This window comes from Corynebacterium sp. HMSC067D03 (assembly GCF_001811185.1).
GTDB classification, from domain to species: Bacteria; Actinomycetota; Actinomycetes; order Mycobacteriales; family Mycobacteriaceae; genus Corynebacterium; species Corynebacterium coyleae.
In genome coordinates, this window is record NZ_KV803820.1 from 151,947 (window position 1) to 170,721 (window position 18,775).

Consider the following 18,775-nt stretch of genomic DNA (forward strand, 5'->3'; position numbering starts at 1 on the left):
TCAGTTAGCAGCACACGTAGCCGAGAGGGGGACCCATGACAACCATCATCGACCAACACGTCAACCAGATCACCGCTGGACTAGAAGCGCTGTCCAACCTCATGATGGAACCCGACTCCCTCCACCTCCTCGGCACCCACCAAGCAATAGAGCGGCTACACGGCTCATTGCCACTGCTCGGAAACGTCAACGCCGCCTTCGCACATCTCTGCACAAGGGACAATGCCGGATCCCTGGTCGGCGCCAACCATCCCGTGGAATACCTCACGCAACGCCTCGGCCTCTCCCGTGCCCAGGCGTTCGACCTCCTCAACCACGGCAAGCGCCTCTTCGGCGAGCCCGATATCCCAGCCCCACCAACTAACCCGGAACAAACCGAAGAGGAAAAGCGCGCCGCAGAAGAAGAAGCACAACGACGCAAAGAACAAGAAAAGAAAGCCCAGGAACGCGCCCGCAAGGCTGCACGAGAAAAGAAAGCCTCCGAAGAAAAGAAGCGCATTATCTCCAACGCGCTCAAGGACCTCAACGAACACGCCAACCCGGGCTACCTCGAGTGCTACTCCCAAGCCATGGAAGCCGCAGCACGCATGACCCCCGAAGAGCTCCGGAAGTTCGTCACCGACCTCGTCCGCAAAGCCAACCGCGCGGGGCTGGACTACGAAAAGAAAAAGGACCCCCTAGCCGCGTTTAAAAAACGAGGCATCTCCTTCGGACCCACCGATGCAGACGGCGGCTCCTACGCCCGGCTCTACCTCGACGCCGCATCACGCGCAAAATTCGAAGCAGCCCTCGCCGCCGGAGAAGCCCCCGGCTCTCACCTACCCGACGGCTCCAAAGACACCCGCACGAAACAACAACGCCGCTTCGACCAACTCATGCACATCCTGGATAACTACTCCCAGGCACGTATCACGCGCGACCGCGGCATCGGAACCGTTGTGGTGACACTGACCCTGGAAGATCTGGTCGGTGCTGATTGGCAAACACGCTTTTCCACCAATACCAGTGTGGATCTCACTGCCCTCGACATTCTTCACCTGGGCTTAGCAGGAGACACTTTTGCTCTCCAACTCGACTCTGCAACCGGTGTGCCACTATCACTCGGACGCGCCCGCCTCGCGTCGATTGAACAGCGCCTCGTCCTACTCGCTACCCAAGGTGTCTGCGCCTGGAACGGGTGCACCAAACCTGGCGTCGAACTCGAAGCCCACCACCTGCAGTCCTACCTCCACGGAGGTGTCACTGACCTCAATAACCTGATACTGCTATGTCGCGAACACCACAGATGCAACAACGACAACAGAGACGGAGCCGGTGGTAAGGGACACTTCGAAAAAGACCCCGACACCTGGGACATCACCCACCATCCAGCCGACGGCGGGCCACCGACCACGACCAGCACATGGCAGTTCGAACAGTCACCCGGTCAGCGGCATAAACGAAAAATTCGGGACAAACACCCAAGTTTCGACGACCAAGAACTACCGGGAACAGATCCACCCCTGTTCGCACCGGACACCGGGTAGCCATCTTGCGCTGTGCTACGCCCCAGGTGCTACGCCCCAGGCGCTGCACCGGCAGGTTGCATGCGTTGAGACAGCACTCGAGTGACGCCATCGCCACGCATAGTCACGCCATAAAGCACGTTCGCAACATCCATCGTTGGCTTCTGGTGCGTGATCACAATGAGCTGCGAATCCTGACGGAGTTCCTCCAGAAGGGCAATGAGCCGGCGCAGGTTGACGTCGTCGAGCGCCGCCTCAACTTCGTCGAGCACATAAAACGGACTTGGACGCGCACGGAAGATAGCGACCAGAAACGCCAAGGCTGTCAGCGATTTTTCACCACCGGAAAGCAGCGAAAGCTGCTTGACACGCTTCCCCGGTGGCCGGGCCTCAATTTCAATGCCGGTGGCCAACATGTCGTCTGGCTCGGTGAGCACCAAGCGCGCCTCACCACCCGGGAAGAGCGTCTGGAACACTCGCGGGAACTCGGCCTCCACATCCGTCCAGGCATCGGTGAACAACTGCAAGATCTGTGCGTCAACGTCCTCGATCACACCAGTGAGGTCTTTGCGCGCCTGAATAACATCATCAAGCTGCGTAGAAAGAAACGAATACCGCTCCTCCAACGCCTTGTATTCCTCCAAGGCCAGCGGGTTGACCTTACCCAGCGCGCGCAGATCCTTTTCTGCCCGCTTGAGACGTTTCTCTTCTGCTTCGCGGTCAAAGTCCTCACCTGGGGTGTACCCATCAAGCAGATCGGCTACGGCGATGCCCAGGGTGGAGGTGATGTTGGCTTCGGCTTCGTCGATACGCACCTGTGCTTGCGAGCGGGCAATATCGGATGCGTGTGCGTTGTCGGTCAATCGAGACAATTGTTGGCGCGTGGCATTGACCTGCTGACGAGCTTGCTGCAACTGTCCCTGCAGGCTCGCCGTCTGGGCGGAGAGCTCATCGCGTTGCGCCGTCGCGCGTGCCAACGCGTCCTCGATTCGGGCGGCAAGGTCGCGCGCGTGCTTCTCGACGACCCCCGCTAGCTCCGCCTCTGCTCGACGCCTTGCCATCGCAGCGTCATGGCGGGCTTTCGCCTGACGTTCTTGCTCGGCTTGGCGGCGTAGCGCGTCTCCCTTGCCCGCTTCCGCCTCTGCCCGCTGTTGTGCAGTACGCGCGGCGAGGACGGCCTCCATTTCCATGGATTTGATGTGGTTTAGCGCGTTTCGGGCAGCGTCGCGTTCGGCAGATGACGGCTCCTCGGGTGAGGCGGATACATCCGTGTCCACTCGGGTGAGACGGTCGCGAGTTTCTTCCAGTTCGGCGCGGCGTTGCGCAAGCCGTGCGTCAGCTTCGTTGGCGCGCTGCGCAGCTCGTTCGTGCTCCGACTTGTTCGCTTCAGCTTGCTTGACCAAGCGGGTGCGATCGCGTCGCCAGGCTTCGAGTTCGGTGTCGTGCTCTCGAAGAGACGCACGCGCCGACGCGGCGTTGACTCGGGCTTCTTCCGCCGCAACCTTCGCACCTTCAAACGTGCCTGCGAGTTCGCTGAGTTGTTGGCGGGCCGTTTCAAGTTCCACGCGAGCAGCCTCGATGCGGGCGGAGACTTCAACCGTGGTTGCTTGCCCGGAGCCGGCTGCGATCCAGCCTTCGCCGACAAGTACGCCGTCGTGTGTGACGGCTCGTAATCTCGGGTCTTGTTCGACGACGGCACGAGCCAGCTCAACATTTTTTGCGACCACAGTGTCAGCGAGCAAACGTGTCACCGGACCAGCCACTGCTTCGTCCAGCGTGACGTGGTCGAGCAGCCAGTCCACCTCAACGTCGGTCTCCAGGCGCCATGTGGAGCCGCCTCGTGTATCGACGACCACCGTACGACTCGCATTCCCCAACCGCGACACGGTCTCGTCGGACACATCACCTGCGAGCGCTTCGGCATAGTCGCCGAGGGCCGCCGCAAGCGCCGTTTCCAAACCTGCCTCTGTAGTCAGCAAACCCGCTAGCGGTGAGAAACCGTCGAGCAATTCGGCGGCATCCATTTTCGGCGTCTGCTCAGACAGCGTTGCAATGCGCGATTCAAGCGTTGCTACGTTGCGTTCGTGTTCGCGCTGCTCAGAACGAAGTTGTTCGAGGCGCTTCTCTGCAGCGTCAGATTCGGTGTGGGCGCGGGCGAATGCGGCGTCGAGTGGAGCGCGTTCCGCCTGAAACGCCGCGATGCGTTCCTCAACGGACACAACCTCAGCGTCAGCTTGGCGTGCACGTTCACGGGTTTCTTGAAGCGTCTCGTCGAAACGCCGAATCTCCTCCTCAGCAGCTTCAACCGCTTGCGCCTGCGATTCTTCTTGAGCAAGCAGTCGCACTACGCCTTCGCGACGGTCCGCGATCGCACGCACCTGCGCCATGTGTTCGCGCTCAGCTTCATCGAAAGCTTCCTGTCGTTCCACGACTTCTTCTCGTACCGTTTCCAGCTGTTCTGCTGCTTCTTCGGCTGCTTCGACGGCTTCCGCGTAGCGTTCGTCGGCAATCCGTGCCCGTGCTTCGAGGTCTTCCGGGTCTTGCCCGGCATAGGCAACATCCGCGTTGTGGCTCCGAGCACGCTCCGATGCGATGCGTTCCGTAGCACTCGCCCGTTCCGCCAGCGTCGATAGCGCAAACCACACCTGCTGTGCTTCTTGTGCTTTGGGCTGTACTTCCTGCTGCTGTGCTTCGATGCTCTCCTGCGCTTCGGTGTATTCCTCGAGTTGCGCGGTAACGGTTTCTACCTGTTCTTCGAGGAGTTCGGCAGCACGGGCGGCGTCGGAAAGCTTCGCTCGCAAACGCACGACTTGGTCACCTGCGAGCTTGAGTTTGGCGTCGCGCAGTTCGGCCTGCACCGCCGCCCCACGTTTCGCGGCTTCTGCCTGCCGCGCCAACGGTTTGAGTTGCTTGCCCAGTTCGTCGGTGAGGTCGGTGAGGCGATCCAGGTTCGCCTGCATGCCGACAAGTTTGCGCTGTGCCTTCTCTTTACGACGACGGTGCTTCAGTACACCAGCGGCTTCTTCGATAAACGCGCGACGTTCTTCAGGGCGCGAATCAAGGATTTCGGAGAGTTTGCCCTGGCCGACAATGATGTGCATTTCGCGGCCGATACCGGAGTCGGACAGCAGCTCCTGAATGTCCATGAGACGTGCTTTGGAGCCGTTGATTTCGTATTCGGACGCACCGTCGCGGAACATGCGGCGAGTGATTGCTACATCGGTGTAGTCGATGGGCAATCGTTTGTCGGTGTTGTCGAAAGTAAGCGTGACTTCGGCACGTCCGAGTGGTTTGCGCCCGCCGGCACCGGCGAAGATGACGTCTTCCATCTTCCCGCCACGCAGGTTTTTCGCACCTTGCTCGCCCATCACCCACGCGAGTGCATCGACGACGTTGGATTTTCCCGAGCCGTTCGGCCCGACGACGGCGCAAATGCCCGGTTCGAATTTCATGGTTGTCGCGGACGCGAAAGACTTAAATCCTTTGAGCGTCAGCGATTTCAGGTGCATTCGCGCAATATTACCCGCTCGGGCGCGGCTTTTAGCGTTCGTCGAACCCTACCGCACCCTTCGGTGCGCTGTACTGGGCTTGCACATGGTTCACGCGCCCAGGGCGCCCCGAACCAGAGGGTGTTTCCCGCAAGAGCTTTTCAAGCTTTTCGACGCCACCCTGCTCCCCCTCCGCAACCACTTCAACGCGGCCATCTGCAAGGTTCTTGGCGTATCCCGCAAGCCCAAGTTCGAGGGCGCGGGAGCGTGTCCACCAGCGAAACCCAACCCCCTGGACTTCGCCGTGGACGTGGGCGGTCATGCGTTTCTCAGCCATACCGCCCGAGAATACAACTTAGATGCGGTCGTCTGCGCTGCGTCGGGTGACGGGGTCGGAGCCGTCCCAGAACTCAACGTTCTTGACTTCCGGCAGCATGTCGCGGTGGAAGACAGGGTCTTCTCCTCGGCGACGCTGTTCGTTGTAGTTCTTCAGCAGCTTCAGCGCTACCCCGCCGAGCGGAACGATTGCGATGATGTTGAAAAGCGCCAGAAGACCGGCCATCGTGTCGCCGAGGGCCCAAACGAGCGGCACAGATCCGAACGCACCGAAGATGACGAAGCCGAGAACAACAATGCGGAACGTGGTCAACGCGGACTTGGAGTCGGTGAGGTACTGCAAATTAGCTTGCGCCAAGTAGTAGTTACCGATCACGGAAGAAAACGCCAGGAAGAACAGGATGCATGTGATGGCGTGTGCGCCCCAGGCGCCGACAGAATCGGCGAGTGCAGACTGCGTCAGCGAGGCACCCTGGATGTCATCGCGGCCATAGGTGATTGCGGGGCCGAGCAGTACAACAAACGCGGTGATGGAGCACACGAGCAGGGTGTCAAAGTACACGCCGAGGGCCTGCACAAGTCCCTGCTTAACGGGGTGAGACACGGTCGCAGTCGCGGCAGCATTTGGTGCCGAACCCATGCCTGCCTCGTTGGAGAACAAACCACGACGCATACCGTGTGCGAAGGCTGCGCCAACGGTCGCGCCCGCAACCTGCTTGAGGCCGAGAGCGTGGCCAACGATGAGTTCGAACATGCCTGGGATCTCGCGCCAATTGATCACCAGCACTGCGAGGCCAATCAAGATGTAGGCACCGGCCATGAACGGAACGATCACCTGGGTCCAAGATGCAATGCGGGTAACGCCACCGAAGATGATGAGCGCGGTGAGTGCGGCGACGACACCAGCCACGATGGTTTTCACAGCGACAGAGTCGTTGCCCAACGAGCCGGAAACCGCTTCAGCGATGGAGTTGGTTTGGATGGCGTTGTACACAAAGCCGTAAGTGATGGCGAGGAAGGCAGAGAACAGCACCGCGAGTGGCTTCCATCCAAGGCCGCGGGTCATGTAGTAGGCCGGACCGCCGTGGTAGTTGCCGTCGCTGTCCTTGGTTTTCCACAGCTGGGCCAGCGTGGATTCGACGAATGCGGTCGCACCACCGAGCAAGGCGAGCATCCACATCCAGAACACCGCACCCGGGCCACCGATGGAGATTGCCAGTGCGACACCGGCGATGTTGCCGGTGCCGACACGAGAGGCGGCAGAGATGGTGAAAGCCTTGAAGGCCGACAAGCCACCGTACTCTTCATCGAGGTCTCGACCTTCGCGGTCTTTGCCCTTCGGGGTTTCTGCAACGGCTTTGAGCATGTCCGGGAACATGCGGATTTGAACGAATAATGTGCGCAAGCCGAAGTAGATGCCGGCAGCAACGAGGAACCACGGTACGAGGCTCCAAATCACGCCATTGAGCGATCCCTCGACAAATGAGGTAGCTGAATCCATGGCGGGCAGCTTATCCCTGGGTTGTCTCAATTACCCAACGTGATCGAGCGCACTACCCCTCTATGGATTTGGTCTGTACCTCTCCGGGTTGGATTGGCCCGTGGGTGCCAAACTCGCGTTGCCAGTACAGCAGCGGGCAGTTTGCGGTAACTTCGGTGGCAGTGACGTCAACCAAGACGAGGAAGTGGTCCCCTGCTTCGATGATGCGGCTAACGTTGCCGGCGATCCAGGTGTGGTCGCCGGCAAGTTTCGGTGCGCCGTCGGCAATGCGCCAATCCACCCCCGCGAAACGATCCTCGAGCTTGTCAGCGAACCTGCGCGCCAACTCGTTCTGTTCGGTGGACAGCACGTTGATACCGATCGGTGAGCCGATCTCCAACCTCGCGAGCAGCGATGACTTCTGGTCTAGCGAGACCAGCACCATCGGTGGTTCGAGAGAAAGTGACATGAATGCGCTGACCGTTGTGCCGTGTGCCGATGCTTGCGTCCCTGTCGTCACAATGGCAACTGCAGCGGCAACCTGGGACATCGCGACTTTGAACGTCTGCTGATCAACCATGTCTTCTAACCTAGAGCACTTGGCAAACCGGGCAGTAATAACTGGAACGGCCGTTGATCACGGTGCGGGCGATCTCCGTTCCGCATCGCGCACAGGGTTTTCCGGCTTGACCGTATGCATTGAGAGAGCGTGCGAAGTATCCGGAGGCTCCGTTGACGTTGACATAGAGGGCATCGAAGCTCGTTCCGCCTTGCTCGAGCGCCCGGGCCATTACGTCACGCGATGCCTCAAGCACTGCTTCGGCGTCGCGTTGTCGCATGGTGCGCGCTTTTCGCCAGGGTTTGAGGTTGGCAGCCCACATCGCTTCATCGGCGTAGATCGAGCCGATTCCACTGACGATTTCTTGGTTGAGCAGCACCGTTTTCAGCGCCGAATTTTTCCGGCGCATCGCGCGCGCTGCCTCTCGCACATCAAATGCATCCTCGAAAGGGTCCGGCGCAATATGGCCCGCAGGACGAGGCACCCCATCGACAAGGTCGGTGTATTGCCAGAATCCGAACGTGCGCTGGTCGACGAAACACAGCTCACATTTGCCCATGTCTGCGCGAATTCGCAAATGCGGCGATGTCACTTCGCCATGCTTTGCGACGAGCATCTGCCCGCTCATCCTCAAATGCACCAGCACCGCTGCCCCATTGTCCAGCAGTAGCCACAAGTACTTGCCCCGTCGGCCCGTATCCACGACGGTACGTCCCGGCAGCACTCGCTCAAGATCAACTTCGTTGCCACGTGCCGCACGTGGGTGAAGCACTTCGACGCGGCCAAAGGTAAGGCCGACAATGTGCTGTTCAAGCCCCCGGCGGACCACCTCAACTTCTGGCAGTTCAGGCATGTCCTAGGGTCGCCTCGGCAGCGTGGTCGCGCAGGTATACCAGTGCCTGTTGCGCTGCTTCCTGTTCCGCGAGTTTCTTGTTCGGCCCTACGCCCTTACCTCGCACGACGCCGTTGATCAGTGCTTCGGCGTGGAAGGTCTGCTCATGGTCTGGACCAGTGGCTTCAGAGCGATACTCTGCAACAGGGAGCTTCAGTTCTGCCACACGAACTTGCAGTGCGGTCTTCCAGTCCTTGTTCTTCTTGCTTACCGTGGCGTGACGCAGTTTCTCGTCAAAAAGCCGCAGGATCACGTCGCGGGCAGTCGCGAATCCATGCTCGAGATATATCGCGCCGAGCACAGCCTCTGTTGTGTCGGCAAGAATCGACTCTTTATCGCGCCCACCAGTCAGTTCTTCACCTTTGCCAATGAGAACGTGCTGGCCGAGGTTGATCTCACGGGCGATGTCGGACAAGCCGTAACGCGACACAATCGCTGCGCGCATTGGAGAAAGATCGGACTCGGGACGCGACGGGTAAAGCTCAAAGAGCTTAGTTGCCACGGTCAGACCTAAGATGGCGTCGCCGACGAACTCGAGTCGCTCGTTGTTGGGCAGTTGGTTGTGTTCGTTGGCGAACGAGCGGTGAGTCAGCGCAAGTTTGAGATTGTCGCGCTCGATGTTGACGCCCAGTTTTTCCAGCAGTGGCGCATGGTCTACTGCCCCATAGGCGTCTTCCCATGCCTGTTCGGCGTTGGCGGGTTTCCTGCGTGAACGGCTCACAGGAACTTCTCCAGATCTGCCCAACGCGGGTCGACAAGGTTGTTTTCTTCGCCCGATACACCGTCCGGCACGGGAACGTCGGTATCGCCGGCGCATTCTGGCTGGCAGGTCGGGTTGAACGGCAGGTTAAGCCCAGCTTCGTTCACAAACGCTTGCTCTAGGTCGACAGTATCGCCTTCGACACGGGCAATTTCGTCCCCCGAGCCACGGTCTTCTTCTTCCTCTGCGTCTCCGGTGATGAAATCATCTGAAGTGGAAAACACTTCGGAGATCTGGAGCGTTTCGGTGGGGGTCAGATCTTTAAGGCAGCGCACACACTCACCTACGAACTCAGCAGTCAGGGTCGCATCGACCATGATGCCGGAGCCAAGTGGGGTCAGGGTGGCTTCTACCTTGACCTCTCGGCCTTCAGGAATAGCGATCATTTCCGGGCCGATACGCGACGGGGATGGCCCCGTCTGCGTCAGGGTTTCCGGCAGTCCGTCGCCTTTGAGGACGCCGGAAACATCAAATACGAAAGGATTGTTAGCCATAGCCCTTTCAGACTACAACGAATCGCTTCCCTTGCTAGTACTCGTCGGCTTCACCCTGGCCACGGCGAGCGCGGTCTGCACCGGAGACGCCCGCCCCACGACGCAGCGCGGAGCGGTCGGTGGAGACAGTGCGCAGCACGGTGTTGAGGGTCTCCTCGAACTCTGCGAGCTTGGAGTCGACATAGTCGTCGCACTCTGCGCGCAGGCGGGAGGATTCAGCGTGTGCGTCTTCGACGAGGCGATGTGCCTCTTCGTCTGCGCGACGCATGACCTCAGACTCGGAGATCAAGCGCTTCTGCTCCTTCAGGCCCTGGTCGACGGAGCGCTGGTATTCCTCGTTGCCGGTTTCCACAAGGTGATCGGCTTCGCGCTGAGCACTGTTGATGGTGGTTTCTGCAATGTCGCGAGCGCGGGTGATCATCATGTTCGACTCTTCCTCGGCGCCCGAGACGAGTCGAGTTGCGTGGTCCTGGGCGTCCGACAGCACCGTCTCCGATTCGGCTTGGGCGTCGGAAACGATGCGACGGGCGTCCTCTTCGGCGTCGCCAACGAGAACGTCGGCGCGTTCCTGGGCCCCGCGCAGGATTTCGTCCTGCTTGTCCAGAACGTCCTGGGCGTCGTCTAGATCGCCGGGCAGGGCGTTGCGGAGGTCGTCGAGAAGAGCGAGCATCTCATTGCGGGGCACCATGCAGTTGGAGGTCATCGGCACGCCGTAGGCCTGCTCCATCGTCTGCACTAACTCATCGAGGGCTTCAAAAACGCGGTACATAGTTGCACAGCGTACTGGATGAAGCTCTAAATCACGCCTTGCGCCAGCATCGCGTCGGCAACCTTTTTAAACCCAGCGATATTTGCGCCCACAACATAGTCGCCCGCGCGGTCATATTCTTCCGCGGTTCGTGCAGCGGTCTTGAAAATGTTGGACATGATGCGCTGCAGACGGTCGTCGGTGTATTCGAAGGACCAGGAGTCACGGGAAGCGTTTTGCTGCATCTCCAGCGCAGAGGTAGCAACACCACCGGCGTTAGCCGCTTTACCTGGGCCGAAAGAGACCTTATTAGCCCGGAAGACCTCGGTCGCTTCGTGCGTGGACGGCATATTGGCGCCCTCCGCGACGTACTTCACACCGTTGTCGACGAGGCGTTGGGCATGCTCGCCGTTGAGCTCATTTTGGGTTGCGCACGGCAACGCCACGTCAGCTTCGAGGTCCCAAATGGAGCCGTCGGTGTGGTAGGTCGCCCCGGTGGCTTCTGCGACATAGTCGGAAACGCGTCCGCGACGGTTTTCCTTGATGTCGATCAGGAGCTCAGTATCAACCCCATTCGGGGTCTCCACCCAACCGGAGGAGTCGGAGAAGCCAACGACAGTTGCACCAAGCGCCTGCGCCTTCTTGATCGCATAGGTGGCAACGTTGCCGGAGCCAGAGACAATCACGCGTGCACCGTCAATGGATTCGCCGTTGGTACGCATCATTTCGTCGGTGAAGTACACAGCGCCGTAGCCCGTGGCTTCCTTGCGCACGAGGGAGCCACCCCATGTCAGCCCCTTACCGGTGAGCACGCCCGACTCGTGCTGGTCCACCAGGCGGCGGTACTGGCCAAACAGGAAGCCGATTTCGCGCCCACCCACGCCGATGTCACCCGCGGGGACGTCGCGGTATTCGCCGATGTGGCGCCACAGTTCAGTCATGAAGGATTGGCAGAAGCGCATGATTTCGGCGTCGGACTTGCCCTTCGGGTCGAAGTCGGACCCGCCTTTGCCGCCGCCGATGGGCAGACCAGTGAGCGAGTTTTTGAAGATCTGTTCAAAGCCAAGGAATTTGATGATGCCCAGGTTCACGCTCGGGTGGAATCGCAGACCGCCCTTATAGGGGCCGAGCGCGGAGTTGAACTGGACACGGAAGCCGCGGTTGACGCGCACGTTGTTGTCATCGTCGATCCACGGGACGCGGAAGATGATCTGACGCTCCGGCTCGCAGAGGCGCTCGATGAGGCCGTAGTCGGCGTAGTGCGGGTCTTTTTCCAGGACGATCTTCAGAGAGTCGAGCACCTCGGCAACTGCTTGGTGGAACTCGGGTTCTCCCGCGTTTCGCTCGAGCACCCTGTCGTAAAAACTCGCAACTTCCTGGTCGATTGCACTCATGTGACCCCGCCTCCAATTTCTATAGGCTTGCAGAATTGTTTACCGGAAAGATGCTACAACACATCTCGCCCGCCCGCGGAATTTTGCGGTCTTCCGGTTAAACTTGCCCGCATGTCTTCCTCTTTCGACCCGGCTCCGTCGCCGAAAATCGTCATCGCCCCGGATTCGTTTAAGTCCACTGCTACTGCGCAGGAGGCTGCTGAATGGCTGGCAGAGGGTGTGACAAGCGTGATCCGCGATGCCCAAATCATCCTTGCCCCGATGGCCGACGGTGGCGAGGGCACGTCCGCGTTGTTTGAGGGGGAACGCATTTGCTTACCGACGACCACAGCAGACGGTCGCCTTACCGAAGCCGAATACACATTCCACGCCCCCTCCTCCACCGCCTATATCGATGTGTCTGCTGCTTCTGGGTTGCCCGCTGTGGAAAAGCCGGTCCCGCTGACCGGCGACACTTACGGCACCGGTGTGCTCATCGCTGATGCGGAGACCCGCGGCGCGAAACGTATCGTGCTTGGTCTCGGTGGCACCGCAACGGTCGATGGCGGTACCGGCATTCTGGTGGCGCTCGGTGTCAACCCCCTCGACGCTGCTGGCTATCAGCTAAAACCTGGCGGTGGCGCTTTGGAAAACCTTGCGGATTTCGACACTGCCAAAGTCAATGTCCCTGCTGGCGCTATGGAGTGGGTGCTGCTCACTGACACGTCTGCACCAGCAACAGGCCCGAACGGTGCAGCTCACGTGTTCGGCCCACAAAAGGGCGCTACCACCGACGATGTTGAACTCTTGGATCGTGGCCTTGCTCGACTGTGCGAGGTCGCAGAGATCGACCCCACAACCCCGGGGCTTGGTGCGGCGGGCGGCGTGGGCATCGGCCTGACATGGCTTTCCACCATGCTGCACGGGACCGATTCCCACGTGCATATCGTGCCCGGCGCGCGCGTTGTCGCAGATTCCAACGGGCTGACTGAGCAGATCGATGGCGCTGCGTTGGTGATCACCGGCGAAGGTCGCTTCGATGGACAGACAGGCACCGGCAAGGTGGCGTCTGTGGTCGGCGAGCTTGCTGCGGAAGCAGGTGCGGTATTCGCGATTGCTGCAGGGCGTTTCGACGAGCAGCCCGCCGACGGAACTCTCGCAGTGACGCTGCCCGAGATTGACGACGTCCGCGAGCAGCTCGTTCGCGCCGGTGCGGAGATTGCGGTCGCTTACCTCAACACTTCAACTGTCCAGGGATAAATCGACGGGGCCTCGAACTTGTCCTGGTCCTCGAGCGCCACGGGGTCGCGTGGCAGGTCGCGCTTGGGGGTCAGGATGCGTGAGAGCCCCATAGCGAGGCGGTTAATACTGTCCGCGCCTTCGGACTCGATGCGGTAGCGGTGGATTTCAGCGTCGTCTGCTGGCTCGCCGCGGTCGTGTTCATAGGTTTCGGCGAGCTGGGCGTGCACGGTGTCGTCGATACGCACTTGCTCCATAGTCACGCTGCCGGAGGTGAGCATCTCGCGGCGCACCAGGATGTCGAGGGCGCGCTGGAATGCGTCGCGTACCTCTGGAGCTGCCGCGGGTGGGACGAGGACGTCGAATTGAATGACAGACATGGGCATAAGGCTAGACGCTCGGGGCGGTAGGGTGTCGTTCATGTCTCACGCTGCTGTCAACCCGACGCCCGCGCAGCACACAGCGCTGCAACGTATGAAGGACGGCACGTTAAAGCAGGTCAATCCGTTCACCGGAACCCATGTGTGGACGGTGCCTGGCCGTGGCAACCGTCCGCTTCACCCCCAGCCGAACGAACCTGCAGCACTTGGCCCCGGCGCGCACACCGATACGTGTAATTTCTGCGCGGACCGCATGCTGCATACTCCCCCGGAGCGTTCGCGACTGGTGACTACCAGCACGGGTTTCGACATTCTGCGCAATGTCATGCCGGATGAACTCGATGCGACACAGGCCGACTTTCGGCGCGTGCCCAACCTGTTCGAGATCGTTTCTTACGACTACTGGCGCGAAAACTATGGTGCGGAAATGTCAAAAGATTGGCAGGAGCACATGGAGCGCTACCTGTCGGACCCGTCTGGCCGACACCACGTGTTGGATATTGTGCGCACGCGCTTGTCTGCGTCGGGTCAGGATCCGGATCTGCCGGACGAGCAACTGCTCAGCATCGCGCCTGCTTATTTTGGTGGTGGGCACGACGTCATCATTGCAAGGCGGCACTTTATCGACGACGCCCGCGACACCTCCGACCTCGCAGGCTCAGGCTCGCTCACTGCGGATGAGCATTACCAGTTCATCGCCTTCACCGTCGATTCGTTGCACGACCTCATCACTCACCACCGTCACGCCCGCTATGTTGTGGTGTTTCAAAACTGGCTCGCCGCAGCCGGCGCGTCCTTTGAACACCTGCATAAGCAGTTGGTTGCTATCGACGAGCATGGCGTCAACGCTGAGTCCGAAATCGCCAAGTTGCAGCAGCACCCGAACATGTACAACGACTGGGGTGTGAACCCCGCTTTCGACAACAACCTGGTCATCGCGGAGAACGACCACGCCGTCCTAGTTGCCGGTGTGGGGCACCGCTACCCCACGATGACGGTGTATTCGAAGTCGGAAGCATGCGAGCCATGGCTGCACACTGACGACGAGGTCCGTGCCATGTCGGACCTGCTCCACGCCGCACACGCCGCGACCGGTACCCGTGTGGCCACGAACGAAGAGTGGCACTACAAACCACACGATGTCGAGGTGCCAATGCCGTGGCGTATCAATGTGAAGTGGCGCATCTCTACTGTTGCGGGTTTTGAGGGCGGCACGCAGATCTTCGTCAATACGCTTTCGCCCTTTGATGTCCACGACCGCGTCACCACGGAACTGGAGCGCTTGCGTGCCGTGGGAACGGTCGCGCCTAGTATCCGTATAGGCCAAGAATGCACGCCTAGGCCGAACGTGCTGCGCTATACCCAAGGTTTGGCCCCGAACGTAGAGAGGTAACGAGACTATGAGCAACATCGCCGACATCTTGGATACGTACCAGGTTGATGCAGCCTGGCAGCGCCGACTCTACGAGGAACTGCACGCTAACCCGGAGCTCTCCATGCACGAGGAGGAGACCTACCAGCGAATCCTGCATGAGTTGAAGCCGCTTGATTGCGAGGTTGTTGCCCCGATTGGCAAGTACGGCATCTGCGCAGTCTTTCGCAACGGTGAAGGCCCGACAGCGCTCTACCGAGCCGACTTTGATGGCCTTCCGGTCACGGAGCGCACCGGCGTACCGTTTGCTTCCCGCAAGGTGGTCACCACTGCGGATGGGCACACGACCGGCACGATGCACGCTTGCGGCCACGACATCCACACCACGGCTCTGCTGAGCTTGTGCCACGTCATGGACAACACGCGCGACCACTGGTCGGGCACGTTTATCGCATTGTTCCAGCCTGGCGAGGAGCTGGCTGCGGGCGCCCAAGACATGGCCGATGGCGGCCTGGCTGAGAAGGTGCCCACCCCGGACGTGGTGTTGGGCCTGCACGTGATGCCTGGTCGCGCTGGCGAGGTCATGTCCAAGCCCGGCCCGCAGTTCGCTGCTTGTGATTCGATCAGGGTGCACATTCCCGGCCGTTCGGCCCACGGTTCGATGCCGCACAACTCGGTGGATCCCACGTTTACTGCCGCGATGATTATCGCTCGTCTGCAGGCGATTGTGGGGCGTGAGGTCAATCCGGCGGATTTCGCGGTGGTCACCGTCGGCAGCATGAGTGCTGGGCGCGCGATCAATATCATTCCAGGGTCGGCGGAGTTGGTGCTCAACTGCCGTTTCTACGACGACAAGGTCAAGGCACGCGTGTATGCCGCCATCGAGCGTGTTGTCCATGCCGAGGTAGCTGCCTCGGGCGCGGAGGGCACGGCTGGCATCGAGTACTTTGCTCACGGCGAACTGTTGGACAACGACGAGGCGGTCTTTTCCGCAGTGCGCGCGAACTTCGATGCGGTGTTCGGTGAGGACTCGGTCACGTCGGATCCGAAGACGGTTTCCGAGGACTTCCCGATCATCGGTCAAACGTTTGGGGCGCCGTACCTCTTCTGGCTCATCGGATGCACCCCGCGCGACGTGTGGGATCGTGCTGTCGCGGAGGATAGGGTTGCCGAGGATGTTCCGGTCAACCATATGCCGAACTTCCTGCCGGATTATGAGCCCACGATTTCTGCTGCCACACGCTCGGCCGCAGTTGCTGTCTTGACCTACCTAGCTGGCTAACTGGCGGTACGCTTGGGCGCCATGACGTTCTCCAAGCAGTCACCCGCATTTGAGCAGACGATCGCAGGCCATGTCCGTGGCTTTGCCGGCAAGTCGCCGCAAGCCGCGACAGTGAAGAAGTTTTGGACCGGCTTGTCAGCCGCTGTCGTTGAGCAGATCGCCGACGATTGGGATGAAACCCGCAACGCCTACCGCAAGGCTCGTCGCGCTGCGTATTTCTCGGCGGAGTTTTTGCAGGGCCGTGCGCTGCTGAACAATCTGACAAACCTTGGGCTCGTCGATAAGGCTGAGGCGGTGGCCCGCGAGTTGGGCCACGAGCTCTCCGACGTGTTGGAGGCAGAACACGACGCGGCACTGGGCAATGGCGGGCTCGGCCGCCTCGCCGCCTGCTTCTTGGATTCGGCAGCGACGCAGGACTATCCGCTGACCGGCTATGGCCTGCTGTACCGCTACGGGTTGTTCCGCCAGGAGTTCGAGGACGGCTTCCAGCGCGAGCACCCGGACCGTTGGAAGGAATCGTTCTACCCGTTTATCGTGCGTCGTGGCTCTGAGCAGCGCATTGTTCATTTCGACGACATGGATGTGCGCGCAATTCCGCACGACATGCCGATCACGGGCTACGGCACGAACAATGTGGGCACACTGCGTCTGTGGGACGCTTCCCCGATCGATGAGTTCGACTATGACGCGTTCAATTCTCAGCGCTTTGCCGACGCGATCCTTGAGCGCGAGGCTGTCCACGACATCACGCGTGTGCTCTACCCGAACGACACCACGTACGCCGGCAAGTTGCTGCGCGTGCGTCAGCAATACTTCTTCGTGTCTGCATCGTTGCAGGAACTTATCGACGACTACCGCGCCGCACACGGCGACGACCTGCGCAACTTCCACAAGTACAACTCGATCCAGCTCAACGACACACACCCGGTGCTCGGCATTCCTGAGCTGATGCGTTTGCTTATGGACGAGCACGGACTCGGCTGGGACGACGCCTGGGAAGTCACCACCAACACGTTTGCCTACACCAACCACACGGTGCTGCAGGAGGCGCTGGAGACCTGGGAAGAGTCCATCTTCAAGCAGCTCTTCTGGCGCATCTGGGAGATTGTGGAAGAGATTGACCGCCGTTACCGCCTTGATATGGAGGCACGTGGGGTTGATCCAGAAACGGCGCACCACCACTCCCCGATCCACGACGGTCGCGTCCACATGGCATGGATCGCCTGCTACGCCTCCTATTCGGTCAATGGTGTGGCTGCGCTTCACACGGAGATCATCAAACGCGACACGCTCGGCTTCTGGCACGGGCTGTATCCGGAACGTTTTAACAACAAGACCAACGGTGTGACCCCTCGCCGTTGGTTGCGTATGTGCAACCCGCGCTTGTCCGAGCTGTTGGACCGTCTCGCGGGTTCGGACGAGTGGGTTACCGACCTTTCCAAGCTGCAGGAGCTACGCCACTTCGCGGACGACCCGGATATCATGCGCGAGCTGCGCGAGATCAAGGCAGCGAACAAACGTGACTTCGCCGGATGGATCAACGCCCGCCAGGGTGCGGTGATCGACCCAGACTCGATCTTTGACACCCAGATCAAGCGTCTGCACGAGTACAAGCGCCAGTTGATGAACGCCCTGTACATCCTGGATCTGTACTTCCGCATCACCAAGGATGGCGAGCACAACATCCCGAAGCGCACGTTCATCTTTGGTGCAAAGGCAGCCCCGGGCTATGTCACTGCCAAGGGCATCATCAAGCTCATCAACACCATCGCAGACCTGGTGAACAATGATCCGGTTGCTTCCCAGTACATCCACGTGGTGTTCGTGGAGAACTACAACGTCTCCCCCGCCGAGCAGATCATCCCGGCAACGGATGTTTCCGAGCAGATTTCCACCGCTGGCAAAGAGGCGTCGGGAACCTCGAATATGAAGTTCATGATGAATGGCGCTCTCACCTTGGGCACGATGGACGGCGCGAATGTGGAGATCGTCGATGCTGTTGGCGAGGACAACGCCTACATCTTCGGCGCCCGCGAGGAGGACCTGCCGGAGTTGAAGGCGCACTACAACCCGCGCCAGGTTGCGGAGCAGACCCCAGGGCTCATGCGCGCACTCGATGCGCTTGTCGACGGCACCTTGGATGACCGTGGCACCGGAGCCTTCCACGACATTCGCGCATCGCTTCTCGACGACAACGGCTACGGCGAGCGCGACGTCTTCTACGTCTTAGGCGACTTCGCTGATTTCCGTGCGACTCGCGACCGTATGGCCGCTGACTACTACGCCGACCAGGACGAGTGGGCGCGGAAGTGCTGGATCAACATTTGCGAGTCTGGCCGATTCTCCTCCGACCGCACCATCCGCGACTACGCCGACGAGGTCTGGAAGATCAGCCCAACCCCGATCAACTAATCGCGCACCATGCGTTTGGTGGTGATCTTGTCCCGCTCATGGGTTTTCGACTCACCATCAAACGCAAAGCCTTGCTTGGTGTAGAAGGCCTGGGCGCGGTCGTTGAAGTCTGCCACCCAGAGAAATGCTGGTTCGCCGGGGTGGATGACGGCGTCGAGAAGCTTCGGCGCCACTCCGGTCCCTGCTGCGTCCTCGAGCAGGTACAGGTTGCGAAGTTCGGTGCGCTCGCCTGGGATGCCGTACGCCAACCCGATGATCTTTCCGTCAAACTCCGCGATTGCGACGCGGCCGTTGGGGTTGCGGAAGTACTCGACCCACTGTTGTTCGAGTGCTGCGTGATCGTCGAGGACGTCGTCGTCAATATGCCCCCGGAATGCTTGGGCACGGGAGCGGTAGTGCATGTCGGCAATGGCGATGGCGTCTTGTGCGCTTGCTTGTCGGATGCTGGCGTCCAT

16 protein-coding genes are annotated in these 18,775 nt (G+C 60.3%); 5 read left to right on the forward strand and 11 right to left on the reverse strand.

Translation table 11 applies throughout. The annotated features are described in order from the left end of the window. The first annotated feature begins 35 nt into the window (after positions 1–35). Positions 36–1,526, forward strand: a complete 1,491-nt coding sequence (locus tag HMPREF2785_RS06465; protein WP_070422248.1) for an HNH endonuclease signature motif containing protein — start codon at positions 36–38, stop codon at positions 1,524–1,526. A gap of 29 nt (positions 1,527–1,555) precedes the next feature. On the opposite strand, the gene smc is transcribed toward HMPREF2785_RS06465, so the two are convergent. Genes smc through gdhA form a run of 9 tightly spaced genes read right to left on the reverse strand, consistent with a single transcriptional unit; the run spans position 1,556 to position 11,656 of the window. Next, a complete protein-coding gene (gene smc / locus HMPREF2785_RS06470; RefSeq protein WP_070614566.1) occupies positions 1,556–5,014 on the reverse strand; it encodes a chromosome segregation protein SMC in 3,459 nt (1,152 codons plus the stop codon). Between the two features lie 31 nt (positions 5,015–5,045). Next, positions 5,046–5,330: an acylphosphatase gene (locus HMPREF2785_RS06475; RefSeq protein WP_070422246.1), complete on the reverse strand. Its 285-nt coding sequence runs from the start codon at positions 5,328–5,330 to the stop codon at positions 5,046–5,048. An 18-nt stretch (positions 5,331–5,348) separates the two neighbouring features. Then, the gene (locus HMPREF2785_RS06480) at positions 5,349–6,830 is read right to left on the reverse strand and encodes an alanine/glycine:cation symporter family protein (protein WP_070422245.1); all 1,482 of its coding nucleotides are present in this window, start codon (positions 6,828–6,830) and stop codon (positions 5,349–5,351) included. Positions 6,831–6,882: 52 nt separating this feature from the next. After that, positions 6,883–7,389: a flavin reductase family protein gene (locus HMPREF2785_RS06485; RefSeq protein ID WP_070422244.1), complete on the reverse strand. Its 507-nt coding sequence runs from the start codon at positions 7,387–7,389 to the stop codon at positions 6,883–6,885. Positions 7,390–7,399: 10 nt separating this feature from the next. After that, on the reverse strand, positions 7,400–8,221 hold the full coding sequence (gene mutM / locus HMPREF2785_RS06490) for a bifunctional DNA-formamidopyrimidine glycosylase/DNA-(apurinic or apyrimidinic site) lyase (RefSeq protein ID WP_070614567.1): 822 nt from the start codon (positions 8,219–8,221) through the stop codon (positions 7,400–7,402). Beyond that, a complete protein-coding gene (gene rnc, locus HMPREF2785_RS06495) occupies positions 8,214–8,981 on the reverse strand; it encodes a ribonuclease III (RefSeq protein ID WP_070422242.1) in 768 nt (255 codons plus the stop codon). Before rnc ends, mutM begins: the two co-directional genes overlap by 8 nt. Beyond that, on the reverse strand, positions 8,978–9,514 hold the full coding sequence (locus tag HMPREF2785_RS06500; RefSeq protein ID WP_070450960.1) for a YceD family protein: 537 nt from the start codon (positions 9,512–9,514) through the stop codon (positions 8,978–8,980). Before HMPREF2785_RS06500 ends, rnc begins: the two co-directional genes overlap by 4 nt. 34 nt (positions 9,515–9,548) lie before the next feature. Then, a complete protein-coding gene (locus HMPREF2785_RS06505) occupies positions 9,549–10,283 on the reverse strand; it encodes a DivIVA domain-containing protein (RefSeq protein WP_070422240.1) in 735 nt (244 codons plus the stop codon). A 26-nt stretch (positions 10,284–10,309) separates the two neighbouring features. Next, positions 10,310–11,656 carry an NADP-specific glutamate dehydrogenase gene (gene gdhA / locus HMPREF2785_RS06510; protein ID WP_070422239.1) on the reverse strand — a complete coding sequence of 449 codons (1,347 nt, stop codon included), beginning with the start codon at positions 11,654–11,656 and terminating at the stop codon, positions 10,310–10,312. Positions 11,657–11,767: 111 nt separating this feature from the next. On the opposite strand from gdhA, the gene HMPREF2785_RS06515 reads away from it, so the two are divergent. Then, complete coding sequence (locus HMPREF2785_RS06515; RefSeq protein WP_070422238.1) at positions 11,768–12,895, forward strand: glycerate kinase; 1,128 nt, start codon at positions 11,768–11,770, stop codon at positions 12,893–12,895. Here the strand turns inward: HMPREF2785_RS06515 and HMPREF2785_RS06520 are convergent. Next, a complete protein-coding gene (locus HMPREF2785_RS06520) occupies positions 12,865–13,254 on the reverse strand; it encodes a hypothetical protein (protein WP_070422386.1) in 390 nt (129 codons plus the stop codon). The two genes, HMPREF2785_RS06515 and HMPREF2785_RS06520, sit on opposite strands and share 31 nt — an antisense overlap. Before the next feature lie 40 nt (positions 13,255–13,294). Between HMPREF2785_RS06520 and HMPREF2785_RS06525 the strand changes: the two genes are divergently transcribed. The 3 genes from HMPREF2785_RS06525 to HMPREF2785_RS06535 are packed head-to-tail and all read left to right on the forward strand — an operon-like array spanning position 13,295 to position 18,320. Continuing rightward, positions 13,295–14,647: a DUF4921 family protein gene (locus tag HMPREF2785_RS06525; RefSeq protein ID WP_224213725.1), complete on the forward strand. Its 1,353-nt coding sequence runs from the start codon at positions 13,295–13,297 to the stop codon at positions 14,645–14,647. Positions 14,648–14,654: 7 nt separating this feature from the next. Beyond that, entirely contained in the window at positions 14,655–15,908 is a 1,254-nt protein-coding gene (locus HMPREF2785_RS06530) for an amidohydrolase (protein ID WP_070422237.1), read from the forward strand. Between the two features lie 21 nt (positions 15,909–15,929). Next, a complete protein-coding gene (locus HMPREF2785_RS06535) occupies positions 15,930–18,320 on the forward strand; it encodes a glycogen/starch/alpha-glucan phosphorylase (RefSeq protein WP_070614568.1) in 2,391 nt (796 codons plus the stop codon). Here the strand turns inward: HMPREF2785_RS06535 and HMPREF2785_RS06540 are convergent. Next, positions 18,317–18,775, reverse strand: coding sequence for a GNAT family N-acetyltransferase (locus HMPREF2785_RS06540; protein ID WP_070450949.1), 459 nt, complete (start codon positions 18,773–18,775; stop codon positions 18,317–18,319). The genes HMPREF2785_RS06535 and HMPREF2785_RS06540 overlap by 4 nt on opposite strands.